Consider the following 18,436-nt stretch of genomic DNA (forward strand, 5'->3'; position numbering starts at 1 on the left):
ACCCAACCACCTCCGTTGTTCTCAATGACCATATTCAGGATTAAAGCCGATCCCGGCGCATGCCCTACTCCACATCAATCGCCACTTTCACGTCCTGCACCGACGCCACCGGTTTGCCGGCCTGGATTGCCGGGAAGAAGCGCCAGGTTTTGAGGGTGTTCAAAATCAGCTGATTGACGCGCGGGTTGGGGGCGGCCTGGGTCAGCTCGACCGTCGCGCTGCCGTCGGGCTTGATGTGGAAGCGTGCCATCACCACGGTGTGGATGGTTTCATCGCGCAGGTCCTCCGGCAGCGTCGGTTTGGGTTGGTACAGGGCGCGCGCGCCCATTTGCTGGGTGCCGCCCTGGCCGGTGCTGGGGCTGGGTTCCGGCTTGGGCGGCGGCGGAACAGGGGCAGGCTCGGCATGGGTTGGCGCTGGTACAGGTGCTGGTGGCGTGGGCAATGCCACTTTCGGCGCGGGCGGCGGCGTTTGCACAGCTTGCGGGGTAGGCCGCACCACCGGTACAGGGCGTGCCACTTTCTCCGCTTTAACCACCGGCTTGGGCTGGAGCTTGGGTGGGGCTGGAGGCGGCGGCAGCTCGATGATGCGTGCGTCTATCGGGGCGGGAGGAATGCTTGCTACCTTGGCAGGCGCTGCGAAAAAAAAGCCGAACCCCCACAGCATCAGCGCCCACAGCACTAGCGCCAGGGGCAACGGCCACCACGGGTTGATTGGTTGGACCGGCGGGTCAATAGCAACGGCGCTATTCATGTGCCACGGCAATCAGGAAATGCTGCGCGCCGGCTGCGCGCGCCTGCAGCATGGCCTGCACCACCACGCCTTGCGGGGCTTTGCTGTCTGCCGAAACCACGATGTTTTCCTCGCTGCTGCGCATCAGTGGCTTTAGCGTGGCGGCAAGGGTGGACAGGCTGACCGGCGCGCGGTTGATGAAGAGTTTGCCGTCGGCGGTGACCGATAGCGTCACCGGCGTTTCGGTACTCAGGCGCTCGGCCTTGCCCTGCGGCAGGTTGACCTTGAGCGAGTTGAGGCTCTGCATGGACAGGGACGCCAGCATGAACGTCGCCAGCAGAAAAAACATCACGTCGATCATCGGGATGATTTCGATGCGCCCCTTGCGCTGCACCCTGGCTTTGCGCAGCTTCATGGCCGTGCTCCTGCCGGCCCGTGTTCCTGCTCGTCAAGACGGATATGGTCGATCAGGCGCGTGCCGAGGCGTTCCATTTCATCCATAGTTTGCGCCTGCAGGCGCGAGAAATAGTTGAAGCCGAACAGCGAAATCAGCGCAATGAGCAGGCCCACTGCGGTGGCAATCAGTGCCTGCGCCACGCCGCCGGTCACGCCGGTGGGGTTGACCAGGCCAGCGCCGCCGATCAGCTGGAAAGCGTGCATCATGCCGCCGATGGTGCCCATCAGGCCGAGCAGCGGCGCCGCGGTGACGATGGTTTCCAGCACCCACAGGCGCCGCGACAGCGCGGTTTCGATGAGTTGCGCCTCGTCGGCGGCACGCGATTCCGTCCACCACGCCGGACGGCTGCGGTTGGCCAGCACCACGCTGAAAAAGCGCCGGAAATAATTGCGCTGGTTGAGCGCAGTCAGCTTGTGTTCCAGTGTCTCCCAGGCGAATCCATAGGTTTCCACCAGGTCGAGCAGCTCGCCGGAGAGGCGCGCGTAGCGCCAGTACAGCACCGCTTTTTCGAGCATGATGGCGAGTGCCAGCACGGCCAGCAGTGACAACGGAAAAATCATGACGCCACCGAGTTTGATGGCGATCCAGCTTTCGTGTAAATCTTGCATGAAGGTATCTCCTGAGTTATTCCAAGCCGTATTCAAGCAAATACGGCGTTACCGCTGCTTGTTGGTACCAATCGAGAAAAGCAGTTGAAGCCACAGAGAGCACAGAGGCCACAGAGTGTGTCGCAGGCTTTGAGGAAAATCGTTTTTTCCCCTTGACGGACAAATCTGGAAAACCACCAATGCATTGTTTTTCTCGGTGGCCTCTGTGTTCTCTGTGGCAACTGCCATGATTAATCAAAAAAACTTGTCGAGGCTGAAGTAAACCGCACGGCGCGGGCCGTATTGCGGGGCACCCACGCCGATGCCGCTGCCGTCGCGGATCTGGTAGCTTTGGTCGAACAGGTTGAGGATGCTCACGCGGCCTTCGAATTTGCCCAGTTGCGCCACGTTGAAGGTATGCGCGGCAGCAACGTTGACCTGGACATACGCGGGCAAATGCCCGGTGTTGGCAAAGCCGTTGCGCAGGCCGCTGCCATAGATCGCATCGGCGCTGTAGGTGGTGTCGCGCCAGCGATACGCGGTGCCGAGCGAGGCGGTGATGCGCTGGTCGTGATCCAGATGCACCCAGTTGTTGGCGATGTAGGCCAGTTCAGCCGCATCGAAATTGTACTGCGCCGAGTTGATACCGCGCCCCATTGCAGTGGAGTGGGCGAGATTGAGGTAAGCCGAGAAATTATCCTTGCGGTAATTGGCAGTCAGCTCCGCGCCGTATATCTTGCCCTGGCTGTAATTGAACGGCGTATACAGCAGCGCCGAGCCGAACTGGCCTTCGTCCAGCATGTTTTTCACCGTTTTGTAATAGCTGTCCAGCCCCAGCGTGAGGTGCGGCGTGAGCTGGTGGCTGAGGCCGATGTCGAAGTAGTCGGATGATTCCGATTTGACCGGGTCATTCTGCGTGCCTGGCGGCGCATTGGTGGTGCCCTGGAAGCTCGCCACGGTCTGCCCGCTGATCAGCTCGTTGGGCGGCGGCGTGAAGTAGCGCGCATAGCCTGCATGCAAGGTGGTCTGCGGGTCGATCTGATACACCGCGCCGAGACGCGGGCTCAACTGGTGGCCGGTGACGTAAGCGTCCACCTGATCAAAACGCGCGCCGTAGTTGATGGTGAGCTTGTTGGTAGCCTTCCATTCGTCCTGAGCATAGACGCCGTACAGATTGGCGGTTTTGCTGTTGTTGGCGGTAAAGCCGATCGGCGTGGTGCTGGTCTGGTTACCCGCACTGTCGGCCGGAAAGGTGAGCACATCATTGTTGTTATTGAGATGTTCCTGGCTGATGAATACACCGGTGCGCAAGGTGTGCCGGGGGTTCAGATGATAGCTGCCGTCGGCTTGCAGCCCGTTGGCCTGGCTGGTGCGCAGCACGCGCGAGGCAACCCCGGTATAGAGGAGATCGCCCGTGGCATCCGGCTCGAACAATACCTTGGAATAACGGCTGAACGCCGCAAGCTGGTAATCGAATTGATCGCCCAGCGTGCCTTGCAGCGCAAGAATGCCGTAGCGCGTGGTTTCGCGCTGGCGCTCGTCGAGGTTGGCGGACTGGTAACTGGTGACGCCATTCAGCGTGTAATTCGGCGTCTGGCCGGGCACGTTGGGAATCTGGAACTTGTTGTCGGAACTGCCCAGAATCAGGCTCAGTTTTGCGCTGTCGCTGAGCAGGTAGGAAAAGTAGCCGAAGCCCTTGTTCTGGTGCGTGGTGTCGTGGATGGCGCTGGTCGAGGCGGTGGGGTTTTCAATGCCGAGATCGTTTTTTAGGGCGGAGGCATTGAGGTAGTAATTCAGCTTGCCATTGTGTCCGCTCACTTCGCCCGACAGCTCGCGCGTGTTGTGGCTGCCCACGGTCACGCCGATGCGTCCGTCGTTATCAAACTCGCCGCTTTTGGTATGGATATCCACCACGCCCGCAGTGCGGTCGCCATATTGCGCCGGCAGCGCACCGGTGAGCAGATTGATGCTCTCGGCAAAGCGCGTATCCAGCGACTGGCCAAAGCCGGTGATGGCCTCCGGCACGATGATGTCGTTGATGCGGTACTGCACGTTGCCGTGGTCGCCGCGGATATGCAGCTGGCCGTAGGAATCCTGCGCCACGCCGGGCGCCTGCAACAGCACCTGGTTGAGCGGCGTGCTGGCGCCTTGCGGCAGCGCGGCCACATCCTTGGCGCTGATGCGGTAATTGCTGCTGCCGGTATCCACTGCGATGCCGTTGCGCGGACGCTCCCGTTTGCGCGCCGTCACCTTGACTTCCAGCGCCTGCGTGCTGGCCAGGGTAATGGTGCTGGCTTTGCCCGCATCGGCGTTCAGCGTGACGATGTCGGTGCCGGTCTGGAAATTGGCCTTGTCCACCACCACCGCATAAATGCCGGGTGCCAGCCGGGAGAAACTGAAATGGCCTTGCGCGTCGCTTTGCGTGACGCCCTGGGTTTTGCCGTCGGGTGATTGCAGCTTGATCGAGGCTGCAGCGACGGCATGCCCCAGCGTGTCGTTGACCCGGCCTTCGATCTGTCCGGGTTGAATGGCAGCCGCGCGCGCCGGTGCGATGACCGCAAATGCGAGCGCAAACGCCGCGCCCATGCGGGATAAACGAATATTCATAAGCCAGACTCCAGTAAGCAAAATGCCACACGCGCACGCTGCCAGGCGCGCGCGTTACATAAAAAACAGTGGATCAGGCTAATGGAGGGGCGTGAGAAGGGGGACGGACGTGGCGACGCAGAACAGGATAAACAACACGTACTGGATGCGCCGCAATCCAGTAGGCAAGGATAAGCGCCACCATCGGCAGCACAGCCGCAATCGCGGGTGTACCACCCGAGAAATGGGTAGCAAGATTACATGCAGGGCAGTTATCCTGCTGGGTGCTCAGGTCATGATGATGCTGAGTCAGCGCGACAAGCTGCAGGCTGAGTAGCACAGCCAGAAAAAAATTCAGTACGCTGCGCAGGCGTAACCTGGTGGGTTTTAGCTTGCTAGTGGATTGCATGGGCTAACTATAAAGGGGCGCCGGGTCCGGATCAAATACAATTTTTACTGAAGGTGCAATGCACTCAACAGACCGGATGCGTTTCGACAAGTTCAGCACTCGCCAAAAAATTTCGGCGTTGCATAAAACAGATGGTCATGGATAAACGGCTACAATACTGACAGAAACAGCGTCCAGAAATCGAATCTTTCAGCAGAAATCGGAGTTGACCATGCAGGCATCCTTTGCACTTCTGGAAAAGTACAGCAAGCCCGGCCCACGCTATACCTCCTATCCTACCGCGCCCTACTTCAGCACCACCTTCAGCGAGGCCGACTGGCGCGCCGAGTTGGCGCGCTCCCAGGCCAGCGGACGCGATCTCTCGCTTTACGTGCATATCCCGTTCTGCGACAGCCTGTGCTACTACTGCGGCTGCAACATGGTGGCGACGCAGGATTACACCAAAGCGACGACCTATCTTGACGTGCTGTTCGACGAAATCGAACGCAGCGCCAAGGCAGCCGGCGGCGGACGCGTGGTACGCCAGATCCACTGGGGCGGCGGCACGCCCACCTACCTCAAGCCCGCCGATATCCTGCGCCTGTCGCAGCATCTGCGCAGCCATTTCCAGGTGGACGATGACGCAGAGGCCGGGTGTGAAGTCGATCCGCGCGAGCTCTCCCGCGAGCACGTACAGGCGCTCAAGCAGGCGGGCTTCAATCGCATCAGCCTCGGGGTGCAGGACCTCGACGAGCGCGTGCAGCGCGCGGTGAACCGGCTGCAACCGCTGGCGCTGATCCAGCAGGTGTATGGCTGGATGCGCAGCGAGGGTTTTAACAGCATCAACATGGATTTGATGGTGGGATTGCCGCACCAGACCGTGGCCAGCTTCAACGCCACGCTGGATGAAATCCTCGCGCTGTCCCCCGACCGGCTGGCGGTATTCGGTTATGCGCATGTGCCCTGGCTCAAAAAACACCAGAAGCTCATTCAGGAGCCGGATCTGCCTGATTTCGCCACCCGTATCAGCCTGCAGGAGTTGATCCAGTGCCGTCTGTCCGAGGCGGGTTATGTTTATATCGGCATGGATCATTTTGCCAGGCACGACGATGAACTGGTGCGCGCCCAACAGCAGAAAACGCTATGGCGCAACTTTCAGGGCTACACCACGCACCGCGACTGCGACATCCTGGCCTTCGGCGCCTCGGCCATCAGCCAGACCGACGAAGTTTACGCGCAAAATTTCAAGCGGCTGGCGGACTATCACGCCAGCGTGGCGCAAGGCAGCCTGCCCATCGAGCGCGGCCTGCGCATCAGCCAGGACGACAAAATCCGCCGCGATGCCATCACCCGCATCATGTGCGACCTGGAGCTGGACAAGGCGGCATTCGCCCACGCATGGGGGCTGGATTTCGACACCTACTTTGCGCAGAGCCTGACAGAACTGGAGGCATTGTGCGCCGACGGGCTGGTCGAGCTCACCCCGGAAAAGGTACGCGTGACCGAAGCCGGGCGAATTTTTCTGCGCAATATCGCCATGACGTTCGACGCTTACCTGCAACAGACCGAAGGTGCCGCACCGCGCTATTCACGTACCGTGTAGGCGCCAGCTTGGCGTATCAACTTCGAAAAAACCGCTGCGAACGCAGAAGGCCGGCGTTAGCGCGGGTTTTCAGGCGAAAGTTTTCTCGTGGATAAGTCTGGATAAACCACCGCTACGTACACAGGGTCAGCAGACGAATTCTTCGTCCGTCTGGCACAGGCAAGGAAAAACTGAACATGCTATCCATGAATGTAGGTCCGTTCGCATTATCGGGCAATGTACTGCTGTTGCTGGCAGCCGGGCTGGTGGCGGCTGGCGTAGGCCACCTGGTTGGGCGGCGCCAGCAAACAGGGATCGTCAATACCTTGAGCGACATGCTGATCGCCGGGGTGATCGTGGCGCGCATCGCCTTTGTCGCCCTCTGGTTCGACACTTATCGCAGCAGCCCCTGGTCGATGCTCGATATCCGCGACGGCGGGTTCACACCCTGGGCCGGGATGGCGGCGGCGCTGCTGGTGGCGATCTGGCGCGGCTGGCGTCAGCCGGCACTGCGCAAACCGCTGCTGCTGGGGCTGACGGCAGGCGCGCTGGTGTGGGGCGCGCTGTTCGGTGCACTCCGCACGACTGAACGGCCGGCTCTGCCCAAGCTGGCGTTGACGACGCTTGCCGGTGCGCCGACCAGCCTTGCTGCGCTGGCCGACGGCAAACCCATGGTCGTCAACCTGTGGGCGAGCTGGTGCCCGCCATGCCGACGTGAAATGCCGGTGCTCGCCGCTACGCAACAACGCGAAACCGGGGTCCGTTTCGTGTTCGTCAATCAGGGCGAGGATGGGGCGACGGCGCAGCGCTACCTCAGCGCGGGTCAACTCAATCTCGCCAATGTGCTGCTCGATCCGGGCGCGGCGCTCGGTCGCGAAGTCGGCTCGGGCGCGTTGCCAACCACCCTGTTCTATGACGCCAATGGACGGCTGGTCGATAACCACCTGGGTGAGCTGTCCGCTGCTTCGCTGGCAAGCAAATTGGAACCGTTGCGCACGTCCGCCAGTGCTTCGGGCAAAGATTGAGACCTGATGATCAAAAATCCCCTGGCGTCTATTGCGGCAATACCGGGCGCGATGCGCCGAGTCTGGCACGGTTTGTCGACACGTAAACGGACCATTCTGGCGTTGGTGTTATTGGTGCTGGCATGGCAAGGGATACTGGGCGCTCTGCGCCTGATGGATAACTCGGCGCTGTCTGAAATGCAGGCGACGATGCTGTCTGGCGAATCGACAAACCTTGCCGCGCTGGCCGACGGCAAACCCATGGTCGTCAATCTTTGGGCAAGCTGGTGCCCGCCGTGCCGGCACGAAATGCCGATGCTCGCCGCCGCGCAACAACGCGAAACCGGGGTGCGCTTTGTCTTTGCCAATCAGGGCGAAAACGCGACAACCGTCCAGCGTTATCTGTCCGCCGGCCAGCTTGATCTGACTAATGTCATGCTTGATCGAGACACCCGGCTGGGTACTGTGGCCGGCTCGATGGTGTTACCCATCACACTGTTCTACGACGCTAGCGGACGGCTGATCGATACCCATCTGGGTGAGCTATCGGCGGCTGCACTGGCGAGCAAATTAAACCTGTTGCGTGCGCACTGAATTTCACCAGCAATGGCGTGCTCGATGGACTGTTTTGGCGGAATTCAATAACCCCGCTTTGCGTCGCACCTTGCGCACGATGATCTCCTGATTATGGATGGCGCTTAACTTTTGCCTTTTGCCTTTTGCCTTTTGCCTTTTGCCTTTTGCCTTTTGCCTTTTGCCTTTTGCCTTTTACCTTTTGCCTTTTGCCTTTTGCCTTTTGCCTTTTGCCTTCAGCGCCCTTAGGTCGGCAGCGGCGTAATTGCCTTACTTCATGTAATAGAGAAAATTCTCATACGGCGCTTCGGCCACCTTGAACCACTGGATTTCGCTGTCGCGGAATTTTTTCCATTCGCTGTAGATGGTCCTGAACGCCGGGTTCCTGGCTGATTCCTCGTCGTAGAGTGCAAACGCCGCAGCACGCGCGGCGAGCATGACATCCTTGGGGAAAGCGTGCAGCTTGACGCCGTTCTGCACCAGACGCATCAGGGCGGGAGCGTTGACGGTATCGTAGCGCGCCAGCATGGCCATGTTGGCTTCCACCGCAGCGACTTCAAACGCTTGCCGATACTGTTCGGGCAGCGCATTCCATTTTTGCAGGTTGACCATGAACGACAGTTGCGGACCGCCTTCCCACCAGCCCGGATAGTAGTAATTTTTCGCGATTTTGTAGAAGCCAAGTTTTTCGTCGTCGTAAGGCCCCACCCACTCGGCGGCGTCGAGCGCGCCGCGTTCCAGCGCCGGGTAGATGTCGGCGCCGGCCAGCGTCTGCGGCACGGCGCCGAGCCGCGCCATGATCTTGCCGCCGAGCCCGGGGATACGCATTTTCAGCCCCTTGAGGTCAGCCAGCGACCTGATCTCGTGGCGGAACCAGCCGCCCATCTGGGTGCCGGTATTGCCGCCGGGAAACTGGATGATATTGTAGCCTTTGAAGAAATCGCGCATCAGCGCAATACCGCCGCCGGAATACATCCAGGCGTTTTGCTGGCGCGCGGTGAGGCCGAACGGCAACGCGCAGTCGAAAGCGAACGCCATGTTTTTGCCCACATAGTAGTAGCTCGCCGAATGGCCGCATTCCACCGTGCCGTTCTGCACCGCATCCAGCACTTGCAGGCCGGGCACCAGTTCACCGCCGGCGAATACGCGAATCTCGAATTTGCCGTTGGTGAGTGCGGATACGCGCCTGGACAACAGTTCTGCTGCGCCGTAAATGGTATCCAGGCTCTTGGGAAAACTGGACGCCATGCGCCATTTTATGACGGGCGAATCGGCCGCCTGTGCCGGTAGCGCAGCAAGCGCCGCACCGCTAGCCAGACCCATTCCCCCTGCACCCTTCAGAAAATCGCGTCGTTTCATTGTTATCCTCCCGTGTTTAGCGGGTAAAATTATAAAGACCAAACTCCCGACCCTTCGAACATGTCCGAACCAGCCGAAAAAATCCCCGCGACCAATTTCATCCGCAACATTATTGCCGACGACATCGCCAGCGACAAATGGGGCGGCCGCGTTGCCACGCGTTTTCCGCCGGAGCCGAACGGCTATCTGCATTATGGCCACGCCAAATCCATCTGCCTGAATTTCGGCCTGGCACGCGATTACAACGGCGTGTGCCACCTGCGCTTCGACGACACCAATCCGGAAAAAGAAGAGCAGGAGTATGTGGACTCCATTCTCGATGCAGTGCGCTGGCTGGGTTTCGACTGGGGCGAGCATCAATATTTCGCCTCGGATTATTTCGCCAAACTCTACACTTTTGCCGAATACCTGATCGAGCAGGGTCTGGCCTATGTGGACAGCCTGAGCGCCGAAGAAATGCGCGCGCTACGCGGCAGCCACGTCGAGCCGGGCGAGAACAGCCCCTACCGCGACCGTAGCGTGGCAGAAAACCTCGACCTGTTCCGGCGCATGAAAGCAGGCGAATTCGCCGACGGCGCGCATGTGCTGCGTGCAAAAATCGACATGGCCTCGCCCAATTTCAATTTACGCGATCCGGTGATCTACCGCATCCGCCACGCCGAGCATCACCGCACCGGCAACGAATGGTGCATCTATCCGCTGTACGATTACACCCACTGCGTATCCGACGCGCTCGAGCATATCACCCACTCCATCTGCACACTGGAATTCGAGGACCATCGCCCGCTGTACGACTGGGTGCTCGACCAGTTGCAGCCGCTGATCGGCTGGCACCCGCAGCAGATCGAATTCTCGCGTCTCAACCTCACTTATGTGGTGCTGTCCAAGCGCAAGCTGATCGACCTGGTGGAAGGCGGTTATGTCGATGGCTGGGACGACCCGCGCATGCCAACGCTGGTGGGTGCGCGCCGACGCGGCTTTACCGCTGCGGGTTTCCGCCTGTTCACCGACCGCATCGGCGTGTCCAAGGCGGATTCGTGGATCGACATGAGCGTGCTGGAAGACTGCATGCGCGAGGATTTGAATATCGCCGCCGAACGCCGCATCGCGGTGCTCAATCCACTCAAGCTGGTGATCGATAATTACCCGGAAGGACAGAGCGAAGACTGCTTCGCGCCCAACCACCCGCTCAAACCCGAGCTCGGCAAGCGGGCCGTGCCGCTGTCGCGCGAACTGTGGATCGAGCGCGAGGACTTCATGGAGACGCCGTCCAAGGGCTATTTCCGCCTGTTCCCCGGTAACCGGGTGCGGCTGCGCTACGGCTACGTGGTCGAATGTACCGGCTGCGACAAGGACGCCGACGGCCACATCACCGCAGTGCACTGCACCTATCTGCCCGATACCAAATCCGGCACGCCGGGCTCGGACAGCGTCAAGGTCAAGGGCAATATCCACTGGGTCTCCGTCGCCCACGCCTACCAGGCCGAAGTGCGTCTGTACGACCGCCTGTTCGCCGCCGCCAATCCCGGTGCCGGGGACCGGGATTACCGGCTCGACCTCAATCCGGATTCCAAGACGGTGATCAGCGCCTGCCTGGAACCGTCACTCAGGGACGCGTCAGCAGAGGACAGCTTTCAGTTCGAGCGCCACGGTTATTTCGTCGCCGACCGCGTGGACAGCCAGCCGGGTAAACCGGTGTTCAACCGCACGGTGACGCTGAAGGATTCGTGGGGGAAACAGGGGTAGGTGGCATTGTTCTGGGTTTGACCCGATCACACCTTAGCGCGTCTTCCATATACGTAGAGTTAGACCCCTGCGGGTGCAGAAGACTATGACTGCACTTCATTTGGACTTTCATTGAGCGACCAATTGTTCTCGAATACGGACAACGGGAGTTTGTTTAGTTTCGACCAAGATATATCTCGAAACCATGCATCCTTTCGATTTGGGCCTGGTACATTTGCGCAAGCTTTGGCTACCGCATAAGGCACAACCCATGAACGGACAACGCCAGTTTTTGGTTTGAAGATAAGGACGATCCAATCGCAGTTTTTTCGGTCGTCAAAGCTAAACCATCGACTTGTTTTCCAGCCCTCGCTTTCACTTCTGGTCTTCACACTTACTCGCACAAGGCCACCGGTTTCGACTGCAAGGTCGTAAGCCTCCCAGTTATCTGGCATTTTTGCAGCGTACTTGCCGGCGAAGCTGAATTGACTGAGAGCGTAGTGCTCACCTGCATCGCCGAGGAGCTTGGAGGACGGGCGTACTTTTGGCGTCATAGAGAAAAGAGTTCTAACGAGGCTGTAGAAAAACTACTTGAGGGGTCAGGCAAACCGGTTTTCGGGGGTCACTTGATCCTTCCCCAGTCCACGATCGTTGAATACAGCGCATTTTGAGAGGTCGATTTTTATTCATTGTTGGTCCGATTTTTCGTCAGAGGGTTTTTCTACAGCGTCAACGTATAGCTAATCGGCGCTGCGCCAGCTTTATCGTGCAGCGCCCAGTAAATGAAGCGAGCCATGTTAGGAGTGTTCAATTCGCCATCCATGTGTGAGGTCCAGAAGGACACGGAGACTGCGGAGGGTCTTTTGGTTTTCGTGCTGGGTCTGTGCGAAAAGTGCCACACGCTACACAACGCCAACCTGTTTTTTCGTTTTTTAGCGGGACGATAGTTTTCTTGGCACGGCAAGTGCCGCAGTACCGAAGGCCCGTGAAATGACTAACCCATGTGCCAGTTGGTTCGTCCCATTTGAGCCAAGGGCGCTGGAGAACAATAAATACCAATAGAAGCATACATAACCATAGTAGTAGAGTTCCTATGTTTAGGAGCGTTACTGGGTCCTGTGCTGCTATGTGAGGCGATAGGGTGTTTTGGAACCACAGGGCAAGTGCTGACGGTGACGTGGCCAATAGGAACATTATGGCTGGGAACCACCATTTCTTTAAAAATTCACCAAGTGGAGTCATTGGATTGCCTCAACGTAATATAGACCGCACTGACTTTAGACCGCCATACCGTCTAAATCAATCATTCTGTACCATCCTTTTAATTTTGTTACCAATTATGGCTGTCGCTCATTTTGGTCTGACCTAAAATTCTGACAGTCAGGCCGTGGTTGCCCGGCGGCAAGTTCTTTCTTTGCTCGTGCAAAGAAATGAACCAAAGAAAGCACGCCCCACCTTGCAGGCCTTCGGCTTCCCCCTGGCATCAGGCCAAAAACCGGCCGGGACGGGAACTCGCCTGCGGCTCAAACAGCCGCCCCGCCTGATCGGTTTTTGGCCTGATGCCAGGGGCTGCTGCAGAGGGGAAATGCGTCCCATAATTTGTGTGTGCCGGGAAAGGCTGACTGTAGCTGTTGGCGCTTATCTGTGTCCTTTGTCATTGGAGTTAGTTAAATCCGTCGTTTTGTGCAAATTAAACAAATAACACATAAAATGTGCTAAATTGACAATAATTCTTGCGCTGAATCAGGAGGCACCCCATGAACTTGGCACTCGTACCCAATACTGATCAATCCAGTGTGCTGTCGGAAGCCTTGGCCAATGCCGGCAAGCACTTGGGGATGAGTCAGGCTGACCTGGGCGAGATCATTGGCAAGAACCGCACCGCCATCAGCCGGGGTGGTATCGACCCGGGCAGCAAGGCGGGTGAGTTGGCGCTGCTGTTCATCCGTTGTTACCGCGCGCTGTATGTGCTGGTTGGCGGCAACCCCGAGCAGATGCGGCACTGGATGCAGACCGAAAACCTGCATACGGGCGGGGTTCCGGGCGAGCAGGTCAAAACCGTGCAAGGGCTTACCACCGTGCTGGAATATCTGGATGCCATGCGGGGCAAGTTGTAAGTGATTGACTGGGATGCATGTCTGGCGGAAACCAGACCGCTGCGGCTTTCAGGCGAGTTACTGCGCCTGGTGGAAAGCCAGGAGCAGGTGGCGACCAATCAACTGGTCAGTTCGCTCGACCGCCAGGCGGTGCTGGAAGACCTGCTGGAGTCAACCAAGCCGCGTTTGCGCCCGGGAACCGAACGCCTGGATTATCTGCTGGCAACACCGTTTCGCTATCCGCCGCTGAAGCATGGCTCGCGCTTTGGTACACGCAGCGCACCCAGCCTGTTTTATGGGGCGTTGAAAACCGGCACAGTGCTGGCAGAAGCCGCCTATTACCGGCTCCTGTTCTGGTACGGCATGGTCACGCCTCCTGCGGGCAAGCTGGATACCCAACACACTTTGTTTGGCGCGGAATACCGGACCGACAAGGGGCTGCAACTCCAGGCAGCACCGTTTGCAGCGCATCGGGATGTGTTGAGCAGCCCGTCGGACTATGGCGCAAGCCAGGCGCTCGGTGCCAGCATGCGCGCGGCGGGGATTGAGGCATTCGAGTATGTTTCTGCACGCGACCCGGATGGCGGCATCAATGTCGCTCTGTATACACCGCAGGCCCTGAAGGGGAGTAAACCCGTGTTCCAGGAAGCCTGGTTATGCGAACTGACCGGCGAGCGCGTCAGCTTTCATGCCGCTCACAACCGCGCCCTGCATACATTTCCCATCGATATGTTCCTGATAGCGGGCAAGTTGCCACAGGCGGCGAATTAAGGTTTAGCCAATTTCATTCGCTGCGTGCCAGCCGCCACCAAGCCAGCAATCCTATCCCTACCAGTACCAGCGCGCCGAATCCGGTAGCCGCTGCGACAACTGAAATGCCGGATTTAATCAGCAGCACGTACACGCCGATCATCAGCAGCATGGTCAGGTTCTCGAAAAAATTCTGCACGGCAATGGCGTGACCGGCACCGACGGTTTCGTGGCCGCGTTCCTGCAACAAAGCATTGAGCGGCACCACGTAAAACCCGCCACAGGCACCGATCAGGACAAGCATGGCTATGGTGGTTGGCATGCTGGTGACATGTGCAAACACCATGATCAGCAGACCGATGGCGATACCGGCGGGCAGCGCGCGGTTGACATTGCTCAGGTTGACGAAGCGCGCAGCAGCGGCAGCTCCGAAGGCGATACCAATGGCGACGACACCGCTCAGGGTGGCGGGCACCGTATTGTCAGTGATGAGCAGGGCGACCGGTACCCACGCCACCAGCAAAAAGCGCAAGGTGCTGCCCGCACCCCAGAATATGCTGGTCCCGAGCAGCGAAAAACGTGCGTCGCGGTTGCGTATCAGGGTACGCAATGCACGGGCGAAATCCTTTACCAGCACGACAGGCGAGAGCTGCGTCAGCGGATGCTCTGCCGGAAGGCGCGGAATCAGCAGGTTGGACAGCGCCGCCAACAGGTAGACGCCGACCACGCTGGTCAGCGCGCCCAGCACCGACCAGTCCGCCAGCATGCCGCCCAGCACTGCACCGAGCAGAATAGCGACGATGGTCGAGCCTTCGATCAGGCTGTTGGCCTTGACCAGTTTGTCGGCGCTCACCAGGTCGCGCAGGATGCCGTACTTGGCCGGCGAATAGGCCGCCGCGCCGATTCCGACCAGGCTGTATGCCAGCAGCGGGTGTGCGCCGGACAGCATCATGGCAGCGCCGATCAGTTTCATGGCATTGGCCAGCAGCATGGCGCGGCCCTTGGGAATGTAATCGGCAAACGGCCCGACAAATGGAGCGAGCAGGATGAAGGCAAGCACGAAGGCTTCCTGCAGCAGCGGGGTTTGCCACGCTGCCGCCTGTTGCGATTTAAGCAGCGCGATGGCGGCAAACAGCAGCGCATTATCCGCCAGTGCAGAAAGAAATTGCGCAGCCAGCACCGCAATCATGCCGCGCGAAAACAGGCTTCCAGCCTTGAAGTTCGGAATGGTCATGCGGACTTCCTTTCAAAAAAACGACGTGTCTCGAATACGCTGGACGGAAATTGGTGTTGGTCAAAACGCAGCAAACGTTTCAGCGCAAAATCGAACAACAGCGGATTGTGCACCCTGATCTCCTGCAACAATGGCACTGCGGCAGGATCAAGCAAGCCCCTATTCGCCATGTCGATAGCCGAGAACAACGGCATGACGCCGGGCAAGGGATAATCGGAACCATTGAGCAGGCGCGGATGCCAGTCGTCGCGCTGCAATACGGCCTTGAGCGCCCAGGCCCGATTGAGCTGGGTCAGCGCAGAAATATCGGCATGCAGTTTATCCGCGTAGCGCGGCTCGTCCATCATGCGGGCGAACAGTTCGTAACTGCGCACGCGCGGACCATTCGGGCCTTGATCGATATCCTGGTCGCTGCCATCGGAGGCACAGTGGGCGACGACTACCCGTACGCCGTGATCCATTGCCCGGCGCAAGCGCAATGGATTGCCGAAATCCTGATTGCCGCCCTGCACTGCCAGCTCGCGCCCGGCATGGCTGATGATGGGCATATCCACCCCTGCCAGTGCTTCGTAAAATCGGTCGCAGCGTGATGAAAGCGGATCAATCCCCATAGCCGAGGGCAGCCATTTAACGGCCCGCGCGCCTTCACGCATTGCCGATTGCAGAGCCTCTACACAATCAGCCCGGTACGGGTGGATGGATGCCGCCCACTCGAAAGCCGCGGGATGGGCGTGCGCAACCTGCGCCGCATAGTGGTTGGAAATGTAGAAAATGGAGCGTTGCTTGTCGGCCTTGCCGGCTTCGTCATGAAACAGATCGAAAGCGAACAACAGGGCTTTGAATCCTGCCGGCAGGCTTTCAATCTGCTGGAGCATTCTGGCAACATAGCTGGTGTCGAGTTTGCCGGGAACTTCATTGACGCAGGCCGCGTTCATATAAAACGATTTCTGCAAGCGCAGCAACGGATGCCCCAAGCTGTTCATGTCCGGGCTGAACCATGCGCCATTGCCTGCATCTCCTTCACCTACCAGGTGAACATGGCTATCCCATACTTGCGCCGGATCCAGCCCTGCCCATACCGAGCGCATCAGCGGATGGTGCGCGACAGCTTCCGGCAGGCCGGCGAGACATGGGTTGGTGAATCCCTGTTCCGGCCAGTATTTCCATGCGCCCACGCCCGCAGCGCCCAACCCTAACGCGCCCAAAGCACCCAAAAATTCACGGCGCTTCATTACGCGGCTTCCGCCATCTGTTTCAGCGTGACGTAATCAATCTTGCCGGTACCCAACAGCGGCAATCCAGCCACCTGCATGATCTTGCGGGCTACAGCCAGTTCCGGGCTGCCCAGTTGCCGCGCGGCGCTGAGCAAAGCTTCGCGGCCAAGTCCTGCATCCGTGGTAAACAGCAGGATATTTTCGCCGCGCTGCGGATCAACTTGCGTGGTCGCGGCGTGTTGACAGTCCGGCGATGCAAGATTGGCAATCTGCTCCACCACTTCCAGCGACACCATTTCTCCGGCAATCTTGGCGAAGCGCTTGACGCGGCCCAGGATGCGCACGAAGCCATCCGCGTCGATCTCCACTACATCACCGGTGCTGTACCAGCCGTCTGCCGGCGGCTTCAGCACCCCGGGGTTATCGAACAGGTAATAGCCTTGCATCACATTGGGGCCGCGCACGCTGAGCAGGCCGCCCTGTGCAATGCCGGGTACGCTCTCCAGCCTTGATTCCAGACCAGGCAGCAGCGGACCAACCGTGCCGGCGCGGCAGGCCATCGGCGTATTGACCGCCAGCACCGGCGCGCATTCGGTGGCGCCATAGCCTTCCAGGATGCGGATGCCGAATTTTTCCATCCAGGTCTTGCGCACTTCTTCGTTGAGCTTTTCCGCCCCGGCCACGACGTAACGCAGCTTGTAGAAATCGTAAGGATGGGCGAATCGGGCATAGTTGCCGAGAAAGGTGCTGGTGCCAAACAGCACCGTGCAGCCACGGTCGTAAATAATCTCGGGAATGATGCGATAGTGCAATGGCGATGGATAAAGGAACATTCTGGAACCCGTCACCAATGGCATGATGCCCCCACACGTGAATCCAAAGGCATGAAACAGCGGTAGCGAGATCATGAATTTGTCGGAAGGCGAGAAGTCGATCACCGCTCGAATCTGAGCGATATTGGACAGGATGCCGCGATGCGTATGCACCACGCCTTTGGGTTTGCCTTCCGAGCCGGAAGTGAACAGCACGACCGCAGGATCGTCCGCTTGCCCTTGCTGCACAGCCAGGGCAGGCATCCAGCGGGCAAAGCCCATCAGCCATATCTTGTCCCACAGACTGAACTGCGTACGCAGGTCTTCCAGATAAACGATATTGAGATTTTCCAGACCTGCCAGGGCCGGTGCCAGTTTGGCGGCCGCCACGAATTGACGTGAGGTAACGATGGTACGCACCCCGGCTGCGATGCAGGCGTTCTGCATCCCGGCACTACCGGCCGTATAGTTCAGCATGGCGGGTATACGCCGCATGGCGCTCATGCCAAAAATCAGACAAATGGTATTGGTGACGTTTGGCAGCAGCACCCCTACGTTCTCACCGACAGCGCTGACCTTGCCGACCAGACGCCCCAATGCCAGGCTTTTTTTCAGTAGCTGGCCGTAGGTCTCCTCCCTCTGTTGCATGTCTTCCAGCAAGCGCGTGCCGCGTCCATGAATCTTGATTGCGTCGAGCAAGGCACTGAACAGTGTTTGCACCGGCTGCGAGGCGAACAGCATTTCCTGCATCACGCGGCGCATCGCTTCTCCCGCCATACGGCGACGCAATTTTGCGCTGGGCGCATCGGGCATGGTGATGGAGGTTGTGGGCAGAATGGACAGGGTGATTTTTGGAAAAATGCTGCGCGGGTGGTTGCCCGACAGGCGGCTGAAGTAGGAGCGTGCCGCCCCGTCCAGCCGTACCGGAAGTATGGTGGCGCCGGTCTTGGCGGCAACAAATCCCGGACCGTCATAGACTTTCATCAGACTGCCGGTCATGGTGATTCGGCCTTCCGGGAAAATCACCACCGGCTTACCTGCCTCCAGTAGCCGGATAACCTTCTTCATCGCCAGCGGGCTGGTTGGATCCACCGCCAGATGCGGCACACGCGATAATAGCAAGCGGAAAACCGGATTGTTCAGCACCGTGGTGTGCACCACAAAGGTTGCACGTATCGGCAGAAAAAGCCCCAGCAACAAACCATCCAGAAATGATTCATGATTGGCGATGATCAGCAGTTTTCCGGTTTCGGGCAGATTGACGCCACCGTGAATTTCAACCCGAAACAGTATCCTGCACAACAGGCGCAATAACGTTTTCAAAATCTCTCCCCTTTTT

15 protein-coding genes are annotated in these 18,436 nt (G+C 58.9%); 6 read left to right on the top strand and 9 right to left on the bottom strand.

All coding sequences use genetic code 11. From position 1 onward, the window contains the following. Positions 1–64: 64 nt before the first annotated feature. The 5 genes from EI185_RS09820 to EI185_RS09840 all read right to left on the bottom strand — a co-directional run bounded on the left by EI185_RS09820 (position 65) and on the right by EI185_RS09840 (position 4,769). Complete coding sequence (locus tag EI185_RS09820) at positions 65–751, bottom strand: energy transducer TonB (RefSeq protein ID WP_124704971.1); 687 nt, start codon at positions 749–751, stop codon at positions 65–67. After that, entirely contained in the window at positions 744–1,145 is a 402-nt protein-coding gene (locus EI185_RS09825) for an ExbD/TolR family protein (protein WP_124704972.1), read from the bottom strand. The genes EI185_RS09820 and EI185_RS09825 overlap by 8 nt, the downstream gene beginning before the upstream one ends. Next, the gene (locus tag EI185_RS09830) at positions 1,142–1,795 is read right to left on the bottom strand and encodes a MotA/TolQ/ExbB proton channel family protein (protein WP_124704973.1); all 654 of its coding nucleotides are present in this window, start codon (positions 1,793–1,795) and stop codon (positions 1,142–1,144) included. Before EI185_RS09830 ends, EI185_RS09825 begins: the two co-directional genes overlap by 4 nt. 234 nt (positions 1,796–2,029) lie before the next feature. Continuing rightward, entirely contained in the window at positions 2,030–4,381 is a 2,352-nt protein-coding gene (locus tag EI185_RS09835) for a TonB-dependent receptor (RefSeq protein WP_124704974.1), read from the bottom strand. 73 nt (positions 4,382–4,454) lie between these two features. After that, complete coding sequence (locus EI185_RS09840; RefSeq protein WP_124704975.1) at positions 4,455–4,769, bottom strand: hypothetical protein; 315 nt, start codon at positions 4,767–4,769, stop codon at positions 4,455–4,457. A gap of 211 nt (positions 4,770–4,980) precedes the next feature. Here EI185_RS09840 and hemN point away from each other — a divergent pair, with 211 nt between their 5' ends. The 3 genes from hemN to EI185_RS09855 all read left to right on the top strand — a co-directional run bounded on the left by hemN (position 4,981) and on the right by EI185_RS09855 (position 7,928). Then, entirely contained in the window at positions 4,981–6,351 is a 1,371-nt protein-coding gene (hemN, locus tag EI185_RS09845; protein WP_124704976.1) for an oxygen-independent coproporphyrinogen III oxidase, read from the top strand. 176 nt (positions 6,352–6,527) lie between these two features. After that, positions 6,528–7,355, top strand: a complete 828-nt coding sequence (locus EI185_RS09850) for a TlpA disulfide reductase family protein (RefSeq protein ID WP_124704977.1) — start codon at positions 6,528–6,530, stop codon at positions 7,353–7,355. 6 nt (positions 7,356–7,361) lie between these two features. Next, entirely contained in the window at positions 7,362–7,928 is a 567-nt protein-coding gene (locus tag EI185_RS09855; protein ID WP_124704978.1) for a TlpA family protein disulfide reductase, read from the top strand. Positions 7,929–8,177: 249 nt separating this feature from the next. Here EI185_RS09855 and EI185_RS09860 read toward each other — a convergent pair whose 3' ends face one another. Next, positions 8,178–9,266, bottom strand: a complete 1,089-nt coding sequence (locus EI185_RS09860) for a TRAP transporter substrate-binding protein (RefSeq protein WP_124704979.1) — start codon at positions 9,264–9,266, stop codon at positions 8,178–8,180. 60 nt (positions 9,267–9,326) lie between these two features. Between EI185_RS09860 and EI185_RS09865 the strand changes: the two genes are divergently transcribed. The 3 genes from EI185_RS09865 to EI185_RS09875 all read left to right on the top strand — a co-directional run bounded on the left by EI185_RS09865 (position 9,327) and on the right by EI185_RS09875 (position 13,858). Continuing rightward, positions 9,327–11,012, top strand: a complete 1,686-nt coding sequence (locus tag EI185_RS09865) for a glutamine--tRNA ligase/YqeY domain fusion protein (protein WP_124704980.1) — start codon at positions 9,327–9,329, stop codon at positions 11,010–11,012. A 1,736-nt stretch (positions 11,013–12,748) separates the two neighbouring features. Then, a complete protein-coding gene (locus EI185_RS09870) occupies positions 12,749–13,108 on the top strand; it encodes an MbcA/ParS/Xre antitoxin family protein (RefSeq protein WP_124704981.1) in 360 nt (119 codons plus the stop codon). After that, entirely contained in the window at positions 13,109–13,858 is a 750-nt protein-coding gene (locus tag EI185_RS09875; protein ID WP_124704982.1) for an RES family NAD+ phosphorylase, read from the top strand. A gap of 13 nt (positions 13,859–13,871) precedes the next feature. Here the strand turns inward: EI185_RS09875 and lplT are convergent, their stop codons facing one another. Genes lplT through aas form a run of 3 tightly spaced genes read right to left on the bottom strand, consistent with a single transcriptional unit; the run spans position 13,872 to position 18,423 of the window. Further along, positions 13,872–15,071 carry a lysophospholipid transporter LplT gene (gene lplT / locus EI185_RS09880; RefSeq protein WP_124704983.1) on the bottom strand — a complete coding sequence of 400 codons (1,200 nt, stop codon included), beginning with the start codon at positions 15,069–15,071 and terminating at the stop codon, positions 13,872–13,874. Beyond that, the gene (locus EI185_RS09885) at positions 15,068–16,303 is read right to left on the bottom strand and encodes an amidohydrolase family protein (protein WP_124704984.1); all 1,236 of its coding nucleotides are present in this window, start codon (positions 16,301–16,303) and stop codon (positions 15,068–15,070) included. The genes lplT and EI185_RS09885 overlap by 4 nt, the downstream gene beginning before the upstream one ends. Continuing rightward, entirely contained in the window at positions 16,303–18,423 is a 2,121-nt protein-coding gene (gene aas / locus EI185_RS09890; protein ID WP_124704985.1) for a bifunctional acyl-ACP--phospholipid O-acyltransferase/long-chain-fatty-acid--ACP ligase, read from the bottom strand. The genes EI185_RS09885 and aas overlap by 1 nt, the downstream gene beginning before the upstream one ends. Positions 18,424–18,436 lie beyond the last annotated feature (13 nt).

Origin of the sequence: Sulfuriferula multivorans (assembly GCF_003851125.1) — a bacterium.
GTDB lineage: Bacteria > Pseudomonadota > Gammaproteobacteria > Burkholderiales > Sulfuriferulaceae > Sulfuriferula > Sulfuriferula multivorans.

Bases quoted from the DNA above. Each gene is read 5' to 3' on its own strand.
- EI185_RS09820 (WP_124704971.1), bottom strand. From the start codon at position 751: ATGAATAGCGCCGTTGCTATTGACCCGCCGGTCCAACCAATCAACCCG.
- EI185_RS09825 (WP_124704972.1), bottom strand. From the start codon at position 1,145: ATGAAGCTGCGCAAAGCCAGGGTGCAGCGCAAGGGGCGCATCGAAATC.
- EI185_RS09830 (WP_124704973.1), bottom strand. From the start codon at position 1,795: ATGCAAGATTTACACGAAAGCTGGATCGCCATCAAACTCGGTGGCGTC.
- EI185_RS09835 (WP_124704974.1), bottom strand. From the start codon at position 4,381: ATGAATATTCGTTTATCCCGCATGGGCGCGGCGTTTGCGCTCGCATTT.
- EI185_RS09840 (WP_124704975.1), bottom strand. From the start codon at position 4,769: ATGCAATCCACTAGCAAGCTAAAACCCACCAGGTTACGCCTGCGCAGC.
- hemN (WP_124704976.1), top strand. From the start codon at position 4,981: ATGCAGGCATCCTTTGCACTTCTGGAAAAGTACAGCAAGCCCGGCCCA.
- EI185_RS09850 (WP_124704977.1), top strand. From the start codon at position 6,528: ATGCTATCCATGAATGTAGGTCCGTTCGCATTATCGGGCAATGTACTG.
- EI185_RS09855 (WP_124704978.1), top strand. From the start codon at position 7,362: ATGATCAAAAATCCCCTGGCGTCTATTGCGGCAATACCGGGCGCGATG.
- EI185_RS09860 (WP_124704979.1), bottom strand. From the start codon at position 9,266: ATGAAACGACGCGATTTTCTGAAGGGTGCAGGGGGAATGGGTCTGGCT.
- EI185_RS09865 (WP_124704980.1), top strand. From the start codon at position 9,327: ATGTCCGAACCAGCCGAAAAAATCCCCGCGACCAATTTCATCCGCAAC.
- EI185_RS09870 (WP_124704981.1), top strand. From the start codon at position 12,749: ATGAACTTGGCACTCGTACCCAATACTGATCAATCCAGTGTGCTGTCG.
- lplT (WP_124704983.1), bottom strand. From the start codon at position 15,071: ATGACCATTCCGAACTTCAAGGCTGGAAGCCTGTTTTCGCGCGGCATG.
- EI185_RS09885 (WP_124704984.1), bottom strand. From the start codon at position 16,303: ATGAAGCGCCGTGAATTTTTGGGTGCTTTGGGCGCGTTAGGGTTGGGC.